At 71.6% G+C, this 18,002-nt stretch carries 17 protein-coding genes, 1 rRNA gene and 1 pseudogene; 16 read left to right on the forward strand and 3 right to left on the reverse strand.

Features of this window, described 5'->3' with window-relative positions:
• The 11 genes and pseudogenes from rrf to ACWCP2_RS23875 all read left to right on the forward strand — a co-directional run.
• Positions 1-65: ribosomal RNA gene (gene rrf / locus ACWCP2_RS23825) — 5S ribosomal RNA — on the forward strand; the annotation flags it as partial.
• 115 nt (positions 66-180) lie between these two features.
• Positions 181-369 (forward strand): annotated as a pseudogene (locus ACWCP2_RS23830) (nucleotidyltransferase domain-containing protein); the annotation flags it as partial.
• 558 nt (positions 370-927) lie between these two features.
• Positions 928-1,296, forward strand: a complete 369-nt coding sequence (locus tag ACWCP2_RS23835; protein WP_450910681.1) for a VOC family protein — start codon at positions 928-930, stop codon at positions 1,294-1,296.
• 101 nt (positions 1,297-1,397) lie between these two features.
• Positions 1,398-2,099: an HAD family hydrolase gene (locus ACWCP2_RS23840; RefSeq protein ID WP_450910596.1), complete on the forward strand. Its 702-nt coding sequence runs from the start codon at positions 1,398-1,400 to the stop codon at positions 2,097-2,099.
• Between the two features lie 59 nt (positions 2,100-2,158).
• Positions 2,159-3,388, forward strand: a complete 1,230-nt coding sequence (locus tag ACWCP2_RS23845) for an MFS transporter (RefSeq protein WP_450910597.1) — start codon at positions 2,159-2,161, stop codon at positions 3,386-3,388.
• Positions 3,360-4,511, forward strand: coding sequence for an acetoin utilization protein AcuC (locus ACWCP2_RS23850; protein ID WP_450910682.1), 1,152 nt, complete (start codon positions 3,360-3,362; stop codon positions 4,509-4,511). The genes ACWCP2_RS23845 and ACWCP2_RS23850 overlap by 29 nt, the downstream gene beginning before the upstream one ends.
• A gap of 134 nt (positions 4,512-4,645) precedes the next feature.
• On the forward strand, positions 4,646-5,476 hold the full coding sequence (locus ACWCP2_RS23855; RefSeq protein ID WP_450910598.1) for a phosphatase: 831 nt from the start codon (positions 4,646-4,648) through the stop codon (positions 5,474-5,476).
• 114 nt (positions 5,477-5,590) lie between these two features.
• The gene (locus ACWCP2_RS23860) at positions 5,591-5,800 is read left to right on the forward strand and encodes a helix-turn-helix domain-containing protein (protein WP_162688852.1); all 210 of its coding nucleotides are present in this window, start codon (positions 5,591-5,593) and stop codon (positions 5,798-5,800) included.
• A 142-nt stretch (positions 5,801-5,942) separates the two neighbouring features.
• Positions 5,943-6,041, forward strand: a complete 99-nt coding sequence (locus ACWCP2_RS23865; RefSeq protein ID WP_003948845.1) for a 30S ribosomal protein bS22 — start codon at positions 5,943-5,945, stop codon at positions 6,039-6,041.
• A 101-nt stretch (positions 6,042-6,142) separates the two neighbouring features.
• Entirely contained in the window at positions 6,143-7,213 is a 1,071-nt protein-coding gene (locus ACWCP2_RS23870) for an NAD-dependent epimerase/dehydratase family protein (protein ID WP_450910599.1), read from the forward strand.
• A complete protein-coding gene (locus ACWCP2_RS23875) occupies positions 7,213-8,214 on the forward strand; it encodes a 1-acyl-sn-glycerol-3-phosphate acyltransferase (RefSeq protein WP_450910600.1) in 1,002 nt (333 codons plus the stop codon). The genes ACWCP2_RS23870 and ACWCP2_RS23875 overlap by 1 nt, the downstream gene beginning before the upstream one ends.
• A gap of 104 nt (positions 8,215-8,318) precedes the next feature.
• On the opposite strand, the gene ACWCP2_RS23880 is transcribed toward ACWCP2_RS23875, so the two are convergent.
• The 3 genes from ACWCP2_RS23880 to ACWCP2_RS23890 form a co-directional block, all read right to left on the reverse strand.
• Complete coding sequence (locus tag ACWCP2_RS23880) at positions 8,319-9,548, reverse strand: DUF5667 domain-containing protein (protein WP_450910601.1); 1,230 nt, start codon at positions 9,546-9,548, stop codon at positions 8,319-8,321.
• A gap of 295 nt (positions 9,549-9,843) precedes the next feature.
• A complete protein-coding gene (locus ACWCP2_RS23885) occupies positions 9,844-10,662 on the reverse strand; it encodes an ECF subfamily RNA polymerase sigma factor, BldN family (RefSeq protein ID WP_450910602.1) in 819 nt (272 codons plus the stop codon).
• 361 nt (positions 10,663-11,023) lie between these two features.
• Positions 11,024-12,019 (reverse strand): HAD family hydrolase, encoded by a 996-nt coding sequence (locus ACWCP2_RS23890; RefSeq protein ID WP_450910603.1) that lies wholly within the window; start codon positions 12,017-12,019, stop codon positions 11,024-11,026.
• Between the two features lie 116 nt (positions 12,020-12,135).
• Here ACWCP2_RS23890 and ACWCP2_RS23895 point away from each other — a divergent pair, with 116 nt between their 5' ends.
• The 5 genes from ACWCP2_RS23895 to ACWCP2_RS23915 all read left to right on the forward strand — a co-directional run bounded on the left by ACWCP2_RS23895 (position 12,136) and on the right by ACWCP2_RS23915 (position 17,964).
• A complete protein-coding gene (locus ACWCP2_RS23895; protein ID WP_450910604.1) occupies positions 12,136-12,414 on the forward strand; it encodes a glutaredoxin family protein in 279 nt (92 codons plus the stop codon).
• Positions 12,415-12,687: 273 nt separating this feature from the next.
• On the forward strand, positions 12,688-13,506 hold the full coding sequence (locus ACWCP2_RS23900; protein WP_450910605.1) for a redox-sensing transcriptional repressor Rex: 819 nt from the start codon (positions 12,688-12,690) through the stop codon (positions 13,504-13,506).
• On the forward strand, positions 13,503-15,335 hold the full coding sequence (locus tag ACWCP2_RS23905; RefSeq protein WP_450910606.1) for a glutamyl-tRNA reductase: 1,833 nt from the start codon (positions 13,503-13,505) through the stop codon (positions 15,333-15,335). Before ACWCP2_RS23900 ends, ACWCP2_RS23905 begins: the two co-directional genes overlap by 4 nt.
• Complete coding sequence (gene hemC, locus ACWCP2_RS23910) at positions 15,332-16,300, forward strand: hydroxymethylbilane synthase (RefSeq protein ID WP_450910607.1); 969 nt, start codon at positions 15,332-15,334, stop codon at positions 16,298-16,300. Before ACWCP2_RS23905 ends, hemC begins: the two co-directional genes overlap by 4 nt.
• The gene (locus tag ACWCP2_RS23915; protein WP_450910608.1) at positions 16,297-17,964 is read left to right on the forward strand and encodes a uroporphyrinogen-III synthase; all 1,668 of its coding nucleotides are present in this window, start codon (positions 16,297-16,299) and stop codon (positions 17,962-17,964) included. The genes hemC and ACWCP2_RS23915 overlap by 4 nt, the downstream gene beginning before the upstream one ends.
• The last annotated feature ends 38 nt before the right edge of the window (positions 17,965-18,002 follow it).

An 18,002-nucleotide genomic window follows, 5' to 3' on the forward strand; every position in this document is an offset into this window, starting at 1 on the left:
CTAAGCCTTTCAGCGCCGATGGTACTGCAGGGGGGACCCTGTGGGAGAGTAGGACGCCGCCGAACAATCATTGTGGGAAAGCCCCGCACCAACCCGTTCAGGGTTCGGTGCGGGGCTTTTCTGAGTTTGGGGTCAAAATGCCGTGGCCCCGGGATCGGGAGGCGTGAAAGCCTGGTCCGCATGGACGACGTGGACCCGATCGAACAGGCGCGACGCCTCGCGCACGACCGCTTTCCCGACGCGCTCGCCGTGATCCTGGCCGGATCCACGGCCGCGGGGCGGGCCACGGCCAGCAGTGACCTGGACATCGCCGTGCTCGTCGAGGACGGCGGTGAGACCTACCGGGAGACGATCCGCTTCGAGGGACGGGTCGTGGAGCTCTTCGTCCACACGCGTACCGGGCTCGCGGAGCTGTTCGCGATGGACCGGGCCGCCCGCCGGCCCGTTCTGCAGGCGATGTACGCCGCCGGGCTCGTCCTGGTCGACCGGGACGGGGAGGCCGGGCGGGCCCGGGCCCTGGCCGAAGCGGATCTGCGCCGGGGGCCGCTGGCGCTGGACGCCGACGCCGTCGAGACCAGGCGGTACGGGCTCACCGATGCACTGGACGACCTGGGCGACGCGGGCGATCCGGTGGAACGGGTGGTCATCGCCGGCTCGGTGCTGGCCGGCGCCGCCGAGCTGCTCTTCGACCACCGCCGGGCCTGGCGGGGCGGGGAGGGGAAGTGGCTGCCGCGGCGGCTGCTGGAGGCCGATCCGGAGCTGGGCGCCGCCCTGCTCGCCGGGCACCTGGAGGCCTGTACGGCCGGGGACCCGACGGCGCTGGCCGCAGCGGCGTACCGGGTCCTCGACCTGGTGGGCGGCCCCCTCCGCGAGGGCTACCGCCGGACCTGGCCCGGCAGCGCCGAACCTGCGGGCGAGGTCTCGGTGGTGCAGAACGTGGCGATCGACTGTGCGGACGCCTACGGGCTGGCCCGGTTCTGGAGCGTGGTGACCGGCCGTCCGCTGGATCCCGCGTACGGACCCGGGGACCGGGAAACGCAGGTGACCATGGCGGAGGGGCCGGTGCTCTACTTCAACCAGGTGCCCGAGCCGAAGACGGTGAAGAACCGGATCCACCTGTGCCTGCGCCCCGGGAGCTCGCGGGACCGGGAGGTGGACCGGCTGCTGGGCCTGGGCGCCGGCTTCGTGGCCGATCACCGGAATCCCGACGGTTCGGGCTGGGCGGTCCTCGCCGATCCCGAGGGCAACGAGTTCTGTGTGCTGCGGAGCGCGTCCGAGCGGGCGGGCGGGCAGTGAGGATCCTGCGCGCGAATCCGGCGCGAGGATCTTTCGATGTCCTGCGGATGCCCGGCATGGGGTCCGGATGGATTGGCCCTGACGGCTCGTAGGGTTGTCGCATGGGCTACGACCTCGTCATCTTCGACAACGACGGCGTGCTGGTGGACAGTGAGCCGCTCGCCAACAGCATCCTCGCCGGGTACCTGACCGAGCTGGGGCACCCGACCTCGTACGAGGAGTCGCTCCGCGACTACATGGGCGCCGCGGTCCACCGGGTCCACGACCTGGTGCGGGAGCGGACCGGGCAGGCGCTGCCGGCCGACTTCGACAGCACCCTGCACGCCCGCACCTTCGCGGCCTTCGAACGGGAGCTCAAGCCCGTGCCCGGGGTCGAGGGGGTGCTGGCGGCCCTGGTCGAGAGCGGGACCGCGTACTGCCTCGCGTCCTCCGGGAGCCACGAGCGGATCCGTGTGGGGCACCGGGCGGCCGGGCTCGACGAGTGGTTCGAGGAGGAGTGGATCTTCAGCTCGGAGGACGTCGGCAAGGGCAAGCCCGCACCCGATCTCTTCCTGCACGCCGCCGACCAGATGGGCGTCGCCCCGGCACGGTGCGTGGTCATCGAGGACAGCCCGCTGGGTGTCCAGGCCGCGCTGGCCGCGGGGATGGACGTGCTCGGGTACACCGCGATGGTGCCCGCGGACCGGCTGCCCGGTGCCACCGCGTACTTCGGCGACATGAACCAGCTGGCCGGGCTGCTCGGCCTGGACGTCGACCCCGCCGGGTCCGGATACACCGGATACGGCGGCGGGTTCTCGCACTGACCCAATCGATACGTGATCGCTCTACCCACCGGTAGGTCCGGCGCCTACGCTGAGCCGCCATGACAGCAGACGTGCGGCTGCGCCGCGGGCGCGGGGCGTTGGGGTTCAGTTTCTTCGTGCAGGGCGTGGCCTTCGCGCTCCTCGTGACGCGGATCCCCGCCATTCAGGACCGGTACGGGATATCCGACGCACTGCTGCCCGTCTTCCTGGCCGCCGTGCCGATCCTCGCCGGTGTGTCCAGCGTGGTCACCGAGCACCTCGTGAAGCGGGTCGCGCCCAGCACCGTACTGCGGTGGGCGCAGCCGCTCGTGCTGCTCGCCCTGCTGGGGGTCGGCGCCGGCGGCGAGATGTGGCACGTGGCTCTCGCCCTCGGGGCGTTCGGGCTGTTCGTGGGGGCGCTCGACGCCTCCATGAACATGCTCGGGGTGAGCCTGCAGGGCGCGTACGGGCGCAGCATCATGCTCGGCTTCCACGCCTCGTACAGCCTGGGCGGGATCCTGGGCGCTTCCGCCGCGTGGGCGGGGGCGCACTGGCACCTCTCGCTGTTCAGCTCGTACCTGCCCGCCGTGGTGGTCCTGCTGCCGCTCGCGCTCTTCGCCAGCCGGTTCTACGTGGACCAGGACGCCAAGGCCGCCGGGGACGGCGCCGCGAAGGGGCTCGGGCCGGGTGGCTTCAAGCTGCTGCTGCCGCTGTGCCTGGTGATGGCGTGCGCGTACATCGGGGACTCGACGGTCTCGAACTGGAGCGCCAAGTACCTCCAGGACGTGCTCGGCAGCTCCGAGCAGGCCGCCACCGTTCCGTACAACGTCTACATGGTGACCACCCTGCTCGGGCGGGCCGTCGGGGACCTCGGGGTGCGGCGCTTCGGTGCCGTGGCCGTCGTACGGATCGGGACGCTCGTCGCGGCGGGCGGGTTCGCCGTGGTCGCGGTGGCGCCCGGCCCGGGGGTGGGGATGCTCGGCTTCACGCTGCTGGGGTTCGGGCTGTGCGTGATCGTGCCGCAGACCTTCGCCGCGGCGGGCCGGCTGTTCCCGGACTCCTCCGACACCGCGATCGCGCGGCTCAACATCTTCAATTACGTCGGATTCCTGATCGGGGCGCCGCTCGTGGGCGGGATCGGGGACGCCTGGAGCTACCGCGGGGCGATGCTCGTGCCGATGCTGCTGGTCCTCGTCACTCTTTTCTACGCCCGCTCGTTCGGTACGGAGCCCGCCCGATACGGTGTGCGGCATGAGCGGCGAACCGGTGACCGGGCTGTTGATGTGGGACGAGGCGGTAACGAAGTATGACTTCGGGCCGGGCCATCCGATGGACCCGGTGCGCCTGGAGCTGACCATGGGCCTGGTACGGGCCTTCGGGCTCGACCGGGAGCTGGAGGTACGGGCGGGCCGGGCGGCCGGGGAGTCCACGCTGAGGCTGGTCCACCGCGAGGACTACGTCGCGGCCGTGCGCGAGGTGTCCGCCGACCCCGGTGTCGCGGACGGCTCGTACGGGCTGGGAACGGCGGACGACCCGGCGTTCCACGGGATGCACGAGGCGTCCGCGCTGATCGCCGGGCAGTCGGTGGCGGCGGCCGAGGCGCTCTGGCGGGGCGAAGCCGGGCACGCCGTGAACTTCGCCGGCGGGCTGCACCACGCGATGCCCGGAGGGGCGGCCGGGTTCTGCGTGTACAACGACGCGGCGCTGGCGATCGCGCGGCTGCTGGAGCTGGGGGCCGAGCGGGTCGCCTATGTGGATGTCGACGTCCATCACGGGGACGGGGTCCAGGCGGCGTTCTGGGACGACCCGCGGGTGCTGACCATCTCGATGCACGAGCATCCGCGGACGCTGTTCCCGCAGACGGGCTGGCCCGAGGAGACGGGCGGGCCGGCGGCGGAGGGTTCGGCGGTGAACATCGCGCTGCCCGCCGGGACCGGGGACGAGGGGTGGCTGCGGGCCTTCCACGCGGTGGTGCCGGAGCTGCTGGAGGACTTCCGGCCTCAGGTGCTGGTGACGCAGCACGGGGCCGATACGCACGTCGAGGACCCGCTGGCGCATCTGGCGGTGTCGCTGGACGCGCAGCGGGCGGTGCAGGAAGCGTGCCACGAGCTGGCGCACGCGTGGGTGGAGGGCGGGCGGTGGCTCGCCCTCGGTGGGGGTGGGTACGCCGTCGTGGACGTGGTGCCGCGGTCCTGGACGCACCTGGTCGCCATTGCCGGGCACCGGCCGATTCCGGCTGAGACGGCCGTGCCGGGGTCCTGGCGGGATGCGGTGTACGCGCGGACGCGGGAGGTGGCGCCCGGGCGGATGACGGACGGGCGGGTGCCCGAGTGGCGGGACTGGGAGGGGGGCTACGACCCTGCCGACCGGATCGACCAGGCCGTACTGGCCACCCGGCGGGCGGTGTTCCCTTTGCGGGGGCTGCTGGCCTGAGCCCTGCGGCTCCGCCCCAGACCCCGGTCCTCACACGCCGGACGGCTGAAAGGGTCCCGCACCTGTTGGGCCAACAGGTGCGGGATTGGCCGGAACTGGCGAGGTGTCAGGGTGGGTGCGGGAGCATCGGGAGGGTGTTGAGTACCGGCGCGTTGCGTGCGCATCTGCTGGCCGCCCGGCTTGCCGGGCCCGTGGCCACCTCGCGGGAGGAAAGCCTGCGCAGTTACCGGCTGTTCGCGGCGCGGGATCCGCGGGTGCTGCTGGGGCTCGATCCCGTATGGGGGTGGGGCGAGGGTGATCTGCTGCGGCTGATGGCGCAGAAGTGCGGGGTCTCGGCGGATCCCGCGCACGTCAGCGGGCCGGACGTGATCGATCCGGAGCTGACGGTGGCGGGGCTGGAGGCCTTCGCGGAGAGGCTGCGGGCGGCCGCGGACGCGCGGGCCCCGGTGTTGTTCGGGACCGGTCACCCGCACCGGCTCCTGGGGTTCTACGCCACCTTGGCGGGTGCGCTGTCGGCGGCGGGATGTGAAGTCCTCACTCCGGCGCGGGGGGTGCCCGTCGACGTGCAGACCCGGTTCGGCGTACGCACGCACCGCATCGATTACGTACGAGGGGTCGCACTGGTGCGGGAAGACGGCGCGCGGCCGGACGGGAGTGACACCGGCGCGCACTCCCATTCGCCGCTGCCGGTTCGGATCGCGCTCGGGGCGCTGGCGGAGGCCGGCGGGCCGTTGCCGGGGCTGGTGGTGGGGGACCACGGGTGGGTCTGCGGCGCAGGTCAGCTCGGTGTGGAGGCGATCGGGCTCGCCGACACCGATGATCCCGCGCTGTTCGTGGGGGAGGCCGAGGGGCAGGTGTCGGTGGCGGTTCCGCTTGATGACGCGGTGCGCGCGGACTACTACCGACCGCTCACTCGCTATGTACTCAATCGGGCGAGTCTGTCGGGTCGGCAGGAGTGGACGTAGCTCCTCTTCCCCACTCGTATCACACGCCCCTACTCTGGTGAGTGAGCGTGCGACGACGGGGCGTAACCGGAGGGGAAGCCGGTGCCCGTCATGCGCGGAAGGTCAAGGTGTGTCATGGCTGCTGGCGAGAGGCCTCTCAGTGAGGTTCAGTTCCTGACCGTGGCGGAGGTCGCCTCGGTGATGCGAGTGTCGAAGATGACCGTGTACCGCTTGGTGCACAACGGACATCTGCCCGCAATCCGGGTGGGCCGGTCCTTCCGGGTCCCCGAAAATGCGGTGCACGAGTACCTCCGCGAGTCCTTCGTGGGGGTGGAATCGGCCTGAGGGCAAGGGCCGGGAGCGCGTGATTACCCCTCGGGGGCACTCGGATTACAAGCTCAGAGCTCGGGCGGGTAGGCTAGGCCGACGTAGGTCGTGTGGGCCCCGACGCCCCGCACCGAATGAAGAGAAGTGAGCGAGGGTAGTCGTGGGCTCTGTTATCAAGAAGCGGCGCAAGCGGATGGCTAAGAAGAAGCACCGCAAGCTGCTCAAGCGCACCCGCGTCCAGCGCCGTAACAAGAAGTAAACGGCAGCTGTACGTGTTCTCCGCAGCCCCCCCACCATTCTGGTGGGGGGGCTGCGGTGCAGCCGGAGACGGTTGTTCCGATCTAGGGAGGCGCTGAGCTCGTGGGGAAGGTCGTGCTGGTTACCGGGGCTGCCCGGCAGCTGGGGGGCCGCTTCGTGCGGCGGATCCAGCGGGACCCCGAGGTCGAGCGGGTGATCGCGGTCGACGCGGTGACCCCGCCGCACCGGCTCGGCACGGCCGAGTTCGTCCGTGCGGACATCAGGCAGTCGGGCATCGCCCGGGTGCTGGCGGAGAACGCCGTCGACACGGTGGTCCATCTCGCGGTCACCGGGGGAGCGGCGACGGGCGCCGGCTCCGTCTCGTACGGCACCGTCAAGGAAACCAACGTCATCGGGACGATGCAGCTCCTGGGAGCCTGCCAGAAGTCCCCGACGGTACGGCGGCTCGTGGTGAAGTCCAGTACCAGCGTGTACGGGGGCACCTCGCGGGATCCGGCCGTCTTCACCGAGACCACGCAGCCCAAGTCGCTGCCCGCGGCCGGCTTCGCCAAGGACGCCACCGAGGTCGAGGGATACGTACGGGGCTTCGCGCGCCGGCGGCCCGACGTCGCCGTGTGCGTGCTGCGGTTCGCGAACATCCTCGGGCCCTTCGCCGACTCGGCGCTCGCCGAGTACTTCTCGATGCCGCTGATCCCGACCGTGCTCGGCTACGACCCGCGGCTGCAGTTCGTGCACGAGGACGACGTACTGGACGTGCTGCGCCTCGCCTCGCAGACCAGCGGGCCCGGCGGGCTCAGCGGGACCTTCAACATCGCCGGCGACGGGGTGCTGCTGCTGTCGCAGTGCGCGCGGCGGCTGGGACGGCCGACGGTGCCGCTGCTGCTGCCCGCGGTGACCTGGGTGGGTGCGGCGCTGCGGGCGGTCGGGGCGACGGAGTTCTCGCCCGAACAGATAAGGCTCCTCACGCACGGGCGGGTCGTGGAGACCGCGCGGATGCGGGAGGTGCTGGGATTCGAGCCGATGTACACGACCGCCGAGACCTTCGCCGACTTCACGCGGAGCCGCTCCGGCGGGCTGCTCCCGCCGGAGCGGGTCGCGCGGGCCGTGGACCGGGTGGCCGGGATGCTGGACGTGGACATGCTGGACGTGGACAGGGATGGAGCGCAGCGATAGTGGCGGACGCCAAGGTCATTCCGTTCGACGAGGACCGGCCGCGACGGAGGTCCTCGCCCGCCCGGCGGGTACGGGTCGCGCCGGAGGCGCCGCTCGCGCCTGCGGTGGAACCGGCGCCGGAGCCGGTGGTGGAGGCCGTACCGGAGCCCGCCGCGCCGGGTGAGGGCTGGGACCGGCGGATCGCCGGCGGGCTGGCGTTCCTGCGGCGCCGGATCACCGGGGAGTACGAGGTCGACGACTTCGGCTACGACAAGGAGCTGACGGACCAGGTCCTGATGTCCCTGATGCGGCCGCTGTACGACAAGTACTTCCGGGTCGAGGTCAAGGGCATCGAGAACATCCCGAAGGAGGGCGGCGCGCTGATCGTGGCGAACCACTCCGGGACCCTGCCCCTGGACGGCCTGATGCTCCAGGTCGCCGTGCACGACCAGCACCCGGCGCAGCGGCACCTTCGGCTGCTGGCGGCGGACCTGGTGTTCATGCTGCCCGTGGTGAACGAGCTCGCGCGCAAGGCCGGGCACACGCTGGCCTGCGCGGAGGACGCGCAGCGGCTGCTGGAGGCCGGGGAGCTGGTGGGCGTGATGCCCGAGGGCTTCAAGGGGATAGGGAAGCCGTTCGGGGACCGGTACAAGCTCCAGCGGTTCGGGCGGGGCGGGTTCGTGTCGACCGCGCTGCGTGCGGGGACGCCGATCGTGCCCTGCTCGATCGTGGGGGCGGAGGAGATCTACCCGATGATCGGGAACTCCAAGACGCTCGCGCGGCTGCTGGGGATCCCGTACTTCCCGATCACGCCGACGTTCCCGCTGCTGGGGCCGCTGGGCGCGGTGCCGCTGCCGACGAAGTGGACGATCCAGTTCGGGGAGCCGATCCCGACGGACGGGTACGCGGCGGAGGCGGCCGAGGACCCGATGCTGATGTTCAACCTGACGGATCAGGTGCGGGAGCAGATCCAGCACACGCTGTACAAGCTGCTGGTGCAGCGGAGGTCCGTGTTCTTCTGACGGGCTGCTTCTTCTGACGGGCTTCTTCGGGCGCGTCGAGCGCTGGGCGTGACGAAGCGCCGGTGGGACCGGATCCGGTCCCACCGGCGTTTTCGCGTTCCGCGCTAGTCCGCGTCCTCCGCCTTGATGCCCAGGCCGGGAAGGAGGCCGGGGAGGAGGGGCGGGAGGGTGATGTCCGGGTGGACGGGCGTGGGCGTACCGCCGGGCTCGGACGGGGTCGACTGGTTCGGGCCCTGATCCTGGCCCTGGCCCTGGCCCGCGGGCGGGTCCAGGAGGTTGCCCGTGCCGCCGAGGAGACCGCCGCCCGGGGGCTGGGTCTTCGGGGCACCCGAGGCCGACGGCGCGGGGGCCGCGGACGGGGTGCCCGGGGAGGGCGCCGTCTGCTGCTTGCCCGCCGGGGTGCTCGGCTTCGTGGAGGGGCCCGAGCCGCGGGTCTGCTCCGGAGGCTTCGGGAGCAGGCTCTGGAGCGGCGCCACCTCTTGGTCTATGGCCTGGAAGACCGACTCCACCTCACCGCCCACGTCGGTGAGCTGCGCCGGGAGGTTGCCCCGGAGCTTGGCCCACGCGTCGCGGTGCGAACGGGAGAAGGACGACAGCGCCTGGATGGGGCCGAGCGAGCCGTCCCGTTCGTAGGCGGCCTGGAGCAGCCGGTGGCCCTCCGAGGCGTCGTGCTTCATGCCCGCGAGAGCACGGCGGATCGCGCCGAGGGACTCGTGGTCGAGCGCGCCGAGACGGCCGCGCTCCATGAGCCGGCGGGCTTCCGACAGACGGCTGGAGGCCTGGTCGAGATAGAGCTCGCCCCGGTCCGAATCGCCGTCGGCCATCCCGAGCCGGATGTCCTCCATGCCCCGCTTCACGGGGTAGAGGTGGTCACCCGGCAGGGCGTCCGTGCTGGCAGCGGCCACTCCGCTGAAGGCCCCCGCGGCCACACCTACGGTGAGACCGCCCGCCGCGATGCCCTTGGACCAGCGGGAGCGGGGCCGCAATTTCCGGAGCGAGGTCGCCCGGTGGGCGCCGCGGCCGGTCCGCTGTTCGGGCACTTGAGGGTCGGCGGCCACGCCGCCCCCGGCCCTCTCTTCCATCACCTTGGCTTCCATGGCGGCAATGAGCTGGGCTCGTTGCACCACTTTGACCTCGGGGTCCAGCACCGGGCGCGGCATTCTTTCGCCGAGCACGCTCGCCAGGGCCAACAACCGGTCGTGGTCGGCAGGTTCGGCAGGTGCCTCGGACTGCTCGGCCGCCGGGTCCGGTTCCGAAAGGTCGGACGGGGTCCGCTCCTCCAGGGCCTGGGCGAAGGCGTTCGCCCGCCGGTGCGGAGTCACGTTCGCGATCACTGGCGGCACCTCCTCTCGTCATGACGATCGACTCCCCAAGGTGTCCGGAAGGTTGCCTTCCTTGAGCACATCCACACTTTCGAGTGAGCGGCTTCAGTCAGGGCTTGTCCATAGGGAGCCTGCATTCCCCACAACGAGCGGCGCGGCACTTGGGTTACGGACGAAGGATGATCGGACCACAGCGACGTTGGATTCGTCACTGCGGTCCCTGTCGTCCAGGGCGTCCCGGTCGGAAGGGCAGTCGGTGTCATCAAGGTCATCAGGGCGGGATACCGGAATGTGAGAGGAGGTGGCGTCAGCGGGCGTCGTCGGGGAGGAGGCGGGCCAGCGTGCGGACCGCCCGGTACTGGAGGGTCTTGATGGCGCCCTCGTTCTTCCCCATCACCCTGGCCGTCTCGGCGACCGAGAGGCCCTGCAGGAAGCGTAGGGTCACGCACTCCTGCTGCTGCGGATTGAGTTTCCGTACGGCTTCCAGCAGGGCCGCGTTGGAGAGGGACTCCAGGACGGAGTCCTCGGGGGACCGTTCCACCTCGTTGGCGTCGAGCATTTCGCCTGTGGTGACCTCCAGGCGGAAGCGGCTCGACTTGAAGTGGTCGGCGACCAGGTTGCGGGCGATCGTCACGAGCCAGGCGCCGAAGTCGCGGCCCTGCCAGGTGAAGGTGGAGATGCGGCGCAGCGCGCGCAGGAAGGTCTCGCTGGTGAGATCCTCCGCGGTCGCCTTGCCGCCGACGCGGTAGTAGATGTAGCGGTAGACGGTGTCGCTGTACTGGTCGTACAGGCGGCCGAAGGCATCGGCTTCGCCGGCCTGGGCGCGTTCGACCAGGTCCATCATGCGGGCCTGGTCGCTGTCCGCGGTGGGGCGGCGGGCGGCCGGTGCGGTGGTCCCGGAGGCTGTGCCCCCGGCGGACGAGCCGCCGGCGCGACCGCGTCTGCCCACCGTTGCCCCGCCGTCGGTCAGGGCATAGCAAGGACCGGCCGGGCCGAGTCCGGCGGGGACAGCGGTGGCGAATGCGGGGGCGGTGTACGCGGTGGGGACGAAGCCGCGCAGCTGGTCGAGGACCGTTGCGCGCAGCGTAGCCAGGCCCGAGGCGTCAACCCCGACAGGTGGGTACACGGGACTCCCAGAGGCAGAGCTTCCATCACGTGCAGTGCGGGACCGTTCACCCGTCGTAGCGACAGGTGGCGGTGGCATGCGTTTGAGGAGAATAACGCTTCGTACAGGCAGCGCTACACCCAGTTGCTCAAATCACCGGTTACGACACTTCTGTTGCGTGTCGAGGGCATATTCAGGCACGGATGGTGATCGATTCTTGATCGGTTGGGTGCGCGGAATGCCTGCTTCCACGGTGGCTAGCGACCGAGTGGGGCAGCGCGGAGTGCCGCGCGGGGGGCGCGGGTAGAGGTGAGCGAATGTGCCGGGCGGGGGAGTGCGCCGGGCGTGGTGGGGCGGGAGGCCGGGCGGGGCCCCGTAGCCGCTACTTGCGGCGGCGGTGCAGGGCGATGGCGGCGGCCGTACCGCCCGCGATCGCGCCGACGCCCGCGGCGGCCGGGACGCCGATCTTCACGGCCTTGCGGCCGGTCCGATAGTCGCGCAGGCGCCAGTCGTTGGTGCGGGCATGCTTGCGCAGTTTTGTGTCGGGATTGATCGCGTACGGATGTCCGACCAGGGACAGCATCGGAATGTCGTTGTGCGAATCGCTGTACGCCGCGCAGCGCGCGAGATCGAGGCCCTCGGCGGCCGCCAGGGCGCGGACCGCCTCCGCCTTGGCGGGGCCGTGCAGCGGCTCTCCGACGAGCCGGCCGGTGTAGACCCCGTCCACGGATTCGGCGACGGTGCCGAGCGCCCCGGTCAGGCCGAGCCGGCGGGCGATGATCGTGGCGGTCTCGACGGGGGCGGCCGTGACGAGCCAGACCTTCTGGCCGGCGTCGAGGTGGGCCTGGGCCAGGGCGCGGGTGCCCGGCCAGATCCGCTCCGCCATGTACTCGTCGTAGATCTCCTCGCCGATGGACATCAGCTCGGAGACCTTGTGTCCCTTGACGATGGACAGTGCGCTGTCGCGGGCGTCCTGCATGTGCTCGGGGTCCTCGACCCCGGCCAGCCGGAACCAGGCCTGCTGCCAGGCGAAGCGGGCGAGCTCGCGGCGGCGGAAGAACTCCCGCTTGTAGAGGCCGCGGCCGAAGTGGAAGATCGCGGCGCCCTGCATGACGGTGTTGTCGAGGTCGAAGAAGGCGGCGGCGAGGTCGTCGCCGGCGACGGGGAACTCCGGCTCGGCGGGCTCGGCAGGCTCCTGCGGGGCCTGTGCCTCCGGTTCCGCTTCAACGTCCTGGAGGGAGTCCGCGCCGTCGAAGCCGTCGAAGTCCTCGTCGGCCAGAGCGGTCTTGCGGGCGGCCTCGGCCGAGGCCTCGCCTGCCAGCACGCTCCGCGCGGTGGCGGAGCGCCTACGGGGGGTGAGCCATCCCAGAGCGGCCATGACGCGAGCATAGCCACTGTGTTCGGGACTTCCCGAACCGATGGGAGTCGGGGGTGTGAACTCTTCGTCGCCGCTGACCCGGGCCGGGCGGGGTGCGGGCGCGGGAGAATGGGCGCATGAGTCCTTTGCTGCGCCGTGCCCAGAAGAAGAAGCCGCAGGAGCGGTTGGTCACGCTCATCGGGAAGCCGGGGTGCCATCTCTGTGATGACGCCCAGGAAGTGGTCGAGAAGGTCTGCGCCGAGACGGGCGCACAGTGGGAGAAGAAGGACATCTCGCAGGACGAGGAGTTGTACCGGCTGCACTGGGAGCAGATTCCGGTCGTGCTGGTGGACGGTGAACAGCACACCTTCTGGAGGGTGAACCCTGACCGGCTCCGACGGGCATTGCAGGCTTGAGCCTTCGGGCGGTTACCATCATGGGCGATTTATGGGGTCTCGGGGGCGTATTGGTGAGGAGTGTGTACCGTTTTGCCCCCTTCGGGAATTGAACGGGTTCGGCGTGTCGCCGGTTCCCGGTCCATACGCCCAAGGCGCGTGACCCCGGTCACTTTGCTCGGACAAAGCGGACACAATCTTTGTGCACGCGTTCACAAAGACATAGCCTGCATTCGACGGGGTGGTCCTGGGACAAGTGGCCACCTGCAGCCCCGCTCATCCCGCAGGAGCATCGTGGCAACTGGCCGAACTCACCGACCGGCGACCCGCAGCCGAGGTATTCCCGAGGCCACTGTCGCCCGGCTTCCGCTGTACTTGCGCGCCCTCACCGCGCTCTCCGAGCGATCGGTGCCCACGGTGTCCTCCGAAGAGCTGGCCGCGGCCGCCGGAGTCAACTCCGCGAAGCTCCGCAAGGACTTCTCCTACCTCGGCTCCTACGGGACCCGCGGCGTCGGCTACGACGTGGAATACCTGGTCTACCAGATCTCCCGCGAGCTCGGGCTGACCCAGGACTGGCCGGTCGTCATCGTCGGCATCGGTAACCTCGGCGCCGCACTGGCCAACTACGGCGGTTTCGCGTCCCGCGGTTTCCGCGTGGCCGCGCTCATCGACGCCGACCCGGCCATGGCCGGCAAGCCCGTCGCCGGGATGCCCGTGCAGCACACCGATGACCTGGAGAAGATCATCGAGGAGAACGGCGTCTCGATCGGGGTCATCGCGACCCCGGCGGGGGCCGCGCAGCAGGTGAGCGAGCGGCTCATCGCCGCGGGAGTCACCTCCATCCTGAACTTCGCGCCGACCGTGCTGTCCGTGCCCGAGGGCGTCGACGTGCGCAAGGTCGACCTGTCGATCGAGCTGCAGATCCTGGCCTTCCACGAGCAGCGCAAGGCCGGCGAGGAAGCGGCGGCCCAGGCCGCCGCCGGCGGTTCCGCCGCGGGCACCGGCACCGGGGCGGCTCCGGCCGCCGCCGTCGTGCCGCCCGCCGGGCGGGCCGCCGCCGTCGCGCGCAAGGGCGGACCCGACGGGGACGTTCCGGCGGTGATGCCGGCATGAGTCTGCTCGTCGTAGGGCTGAGCCATCGCAGTGCGCCCGTGAGCGTGCTGGAGCGCGCCTCGCTGGCCGCCGATGCCAAGGTCAAACTGCTGCACGACACGCTCGCCGCGGAGCCGGCGGCGGAGGCGGCGGTGCTCGCCACCTGCAACCGGATCGAGCTGTACGCGGACGTGGACAAGTTCCACGCCGGTGTCGCCGAGCTGTCGACGCTGCTCGCGCAGCACAGCGGTGTCGCGCTGGAGGAGCTCACTCCTTATCTGTACGTGCACTACGAGGACCGGGCCGTCCACCATCTCTTCTCGGTGGCGTGCGGGCTGGACTCGATGGTCGTCGGCGAGGGGCAGATCCTCGGGCAGATCAAGGACGCGCTGGCGCTGGGGCAGGAGCTCCACACGGCTGGGCGGCTGGTCAACGACCTCTTCCAGCAGGCGCTGCGCGTCGGGAAGCGGGCGCACTCCGAGACCGGGATCGACCGGGCGGGGCAGTCGCTGGTGACCTTCGGGCTGGAGCAGCTCGCCGTGCGGGTGCCGGTGGAGGAGTGGGCCGCGGGCAAGCGGGCGCTCGTCATCGGGGCCGGGTCGATGTCCTCGCTGGCCGCGGCGACGCTGGCGCGGGTGGGTGTCGCCGAGATCGTGGTCGCCAACCGGACCGCCGAGCGGGCGGAGCGGTTGGCAGAGATTCTGGTTGCCTCGGGCACCGGGGTCGCGGCTTCCGCCGTGCCGATGTCCGCGGTTGCGGATGAGCTCGGGCGGGTTGATGTCGTCGTTTCCTGTACGGGTGCCACTGGGCTGGTGCTGACCGGGGATGACGTGGCCGCGGCCGTGGAGGCGGGCCCTGCGGGGCTGACCCCCACCCGCCCTTCCACCATCCCCCAGCCTCCGGCCGGGAGGGCCCCCAGCCGGGGCTTCGCCCCGGACCCGTTGCCGGGTGCGGCGCCGTTGCCGGGGGCCGGCCCCCGGACCCCCGCGCCTCACACGCCGGCGGGGCTGAGTGTGCCCGCGGGGCTGGATTCGGCCGGCATCGCTGTCGACGCCGAGCTCGTCGCGCGGCTTGCCGCCGCTTCTGCCGGCGGGCAGCGGATCGCCGATGCCGGGGCCGTGCGGAGCAAGGTCGTCGTCGAGGAGCGGGACGGGTGTCCCGTCGGGCTCGACGCGCTGGCTTCCGATCCGGGGCGCACCGCCGACGGGCGGGCCGCGCTCGCCGGGGTGGACGCCGGGTCGCTGGAGCTGCACGGGACCTGGGCCGACCAGGGCGAGGCCGCCGCGCAGCGGCAGCAGCCGCGCAAGGAAGTACGGAGTCAGGCGGACGCGCAGCCCGTACGGCTCGCGCTGCTCGACCTGGCCATGCCGCGGGACATCGACGCCGCCGTGCACCGGATCCCGGGCGTCAGGCTCGTCGACATCGAGTCGCTCGCCGAGACCTCCGCCGATGCGCCGATGGCGGCCGACGTCGACGCCGTACGCGCGATAGTGACCGCGGAAGTGGCCGCCTTCGGCGCCGCCCAGCGGGCCGCGCACATCACGCCGACCGTGGTCGCCCTGCGCGCCATGGCCGCGGAGGTCGTCGCCATGGAAGTGGCGCGGCTCGACGGGCGCGTACCCGATCTCGACGAGCGGCAGCGGGCTGAAGTGACCCAGACCGTGCGGCGCGTCGTCGACAAGCTCCTCCACGCGCCGACCGTGCGCGTCAAGCAGCTCGCCAGCGAGCCCGGCGGCGCCGGGTACGCCGAGGCGCTGCGCGAACTCTTCGATCTCGACCCGCAGACGGTGGCCTCCGTCAGCCGGGCCGACGAGGCTGACAAGAACCACGACTCAGGACGGGCATCATGAATCCACGTCTCGACCAGCCGCTGAGGCTCGGCACGCGGCGCAGCAAGCTGGCCATGTCCCAGTCCGGGCATGTAGCCGAGGCGGTACGGGCGATCACCGGCCGGCCCGTCGAGCTCGTGGAGATCACGACCTACGGTGACGTGTCCCGCGAGAGCCTCTCCCAGATCGGCGGCACCGGCGTCTTCGTCACCGCCCTGCGCGAGGCCCTCGTACGCGGGGAGGTCGACTTCGCCGTGCACTCGCTGAAGGACCTGCCCACCACGCAGCCCGACGACCTCGTCATCGCGGCCATGCCGCAGCGCGAGGACCCGCGCGACGCGCTCGTCGCCCGCGACGGCCTGACCTTCGAGCAGCTGCCCGACGGTGCGCGCATCGGCACCGGCTCGCCGCGGCGCAGGTCGCAGCTGCACGCCTACGCCAGGTCGCTGGGCAAGGTCATCGAGACCGTCGCCATCCGCGGCAACGTGGACACCCGGATCGGCTTCGTGAGGAACGGCGAGCTCGATGCCGTCGTGCTCGCCGCCGCCGGGCTCAACCGGATCGGCCGCGGCGACGAGGCCACCGACCTGATCTCCGTGGACAACATGCTGCCCGCGCCCGGCCAGGGTGCCCTGGCCGTGGAGTGCCTGGCGTCCGAAACGGACCTGATCTCCGCGCTCGCCGAGCTCGACGACCCGTACACCCGGGCCGCCGTGACCGCCGAACGCGCCCTGCTCGGCGCCCTGGAGGCCGGCTGCAGCGCCCCCGTGGGCGCGCTCGCCGACCTGCTGGCCGACGGGCAGATTGTCAATGAGATGCGCCTGCGGGGAGTCGTGGGAACCCTCGACGGTTCCACGCTGGTGCAGCTGTCCACCACCGGTCCCGTGCCCCAGTCGTACGACGAGGCCATGGCGCTCGGCCGCGAACTCGCGGACGAGATGCTGGCCAAGGGCGCGGCCGGTCTGATGGGGGAGCGGTCGCTTTGAACCCCACAAGCCCAACCACCTCCGCGTTCGCTTCCGTCGCCGTCCAGGGGCACGTCACCTTCCTCGGTGCCGGCCCGGGCGACCCGGGACTGCTGACGCTTCGCGCCGTGGAGGCCCTGGCCGCCGCGGACGTACTGATCGCGGAGCCCGAGGTGCTCGAGGTCGTACGTACGCATGCGCGCGCGGGGGTGGACACGCCACAGCTGACGATTGCTGACGAGAAGTCAGCAGCCGCCGGAGTCCCGGTCATCCGAGATGCCGCCAATCTTGTCATGGAGGCCGCGCGCTCCGGCAGGCGGGTCGTCCGTGCCGTCACCGGCGACCCCGGGCTCGACGGGAACGCGGCCGAGGAGATGCTCGCCTGCGCCACCGGCGGCATCCCCTTCGAGGTCGTCCCCGGCGTCGCGACCGCCGTCGGCGTGCCCGCGTACGCGGGTGTCCCGCTGACCGGCAAGCAGGGTGCGGACGTGCGCTTCGTGAACGCGCGGACCGCCTCCCCGCGCTGCTGGAGCGAGGTGGGCGCCAGCGACGGCATCCTCGTCGTCTCCGCGACGCTGGAGACCGTCTCGGCGGCGGCGGCCGAGCTGATCGGCGCCGGGCGCAAGCCCGACACCCCGCTCACCGTGACCGTGGCCGGTACGACGACCCGCCAGCGCACCTGGAGCGCGACCCTGGGCACCATCGCCCAGGTGTTCAAGCAGGGCAAGATCCTCCCCTCGCCCGAGGGCGCGCGCTCCGTCATAGCCGTGGTCGGTGAGCACGGCGCCGTCGCGCGCCGCGAGGAACTGTCCTGGTTCGAGTCGAAGCCGCTGTTCGGCTGGCGGGTGCTCGTGCCGCGCACCAAGGAGCAGGCAGCCTCGCTCTCCGACCAGCTCCGTTCGTACGGCGCGGTGCCCCACGAGGTGCCGACCATCGCCGTGGAGCCGCCGCGCACCCCGCAGCAGATGGAGCGGGCGGTCAAGGGCCTGGTGACGGGCCGCTACGAGTGGATCGCCTTCACCTCCGTCAACGCGGTCAAGGCCGTGCGCGAGAAGTTCGAGGAGTACGGGCTCGACGCCCGTGCCTTCGCCGGCATCAAGGTCGCCGCCGTCGGCGAGCAGACCGCCGCCGCGCTGGTGGAGTTCGGCGTCAAGCCCGACCTCGTGCCCAGCGGCGAGCAGTCCGCGGCCGGTCTGCTGGAGGACTGGCCGCCGTACGACCCGGTCTTCGACCCGATCGACCGCGTCTTCCTGCCGCGCGCCGACATCGCCACCGAGACCCTGGTGGCCGGGCTGATCGAGCTCGGGTGGGAGGTCGACGACGTCACCGCCTACCGGACCGTGCGTGCCTCGCCGCCGCCGCAGGACACCCGCGAGGCGATCAAGGGCGGCGGTTTCGACGCCGTGCTCTTCACCTCGTCCTCCACCGTGCGCAACCTCGTCGGCATCGCCGGCAAGCCGCACAACGTCACCGTCATCGCGTGCATCGGCCCGGCCACGGCCAAGACGGCCGAGGAGCACGGGCTCCGGGTCGACGTGCTGTCGCCGGAGCCGAGCGTGGGCAAGCTGGCGGAGGCCCTGGCGGAGTACGGGGCCGCGCGCCGCGAGGCCGCGAAGGAGGCCGGGGAGAGCGTGTACCGGCCGAGTGAGCGGCGGCCGGGGGCGCGCAGGCGTCGTACGACCTGATGGCGGCCGGCTTAGTGGAGTCGGTGGCGTCGGCGCCA

Source organism: Streptomyces sp. NPDC002104 (assembly GCF_053593795.1).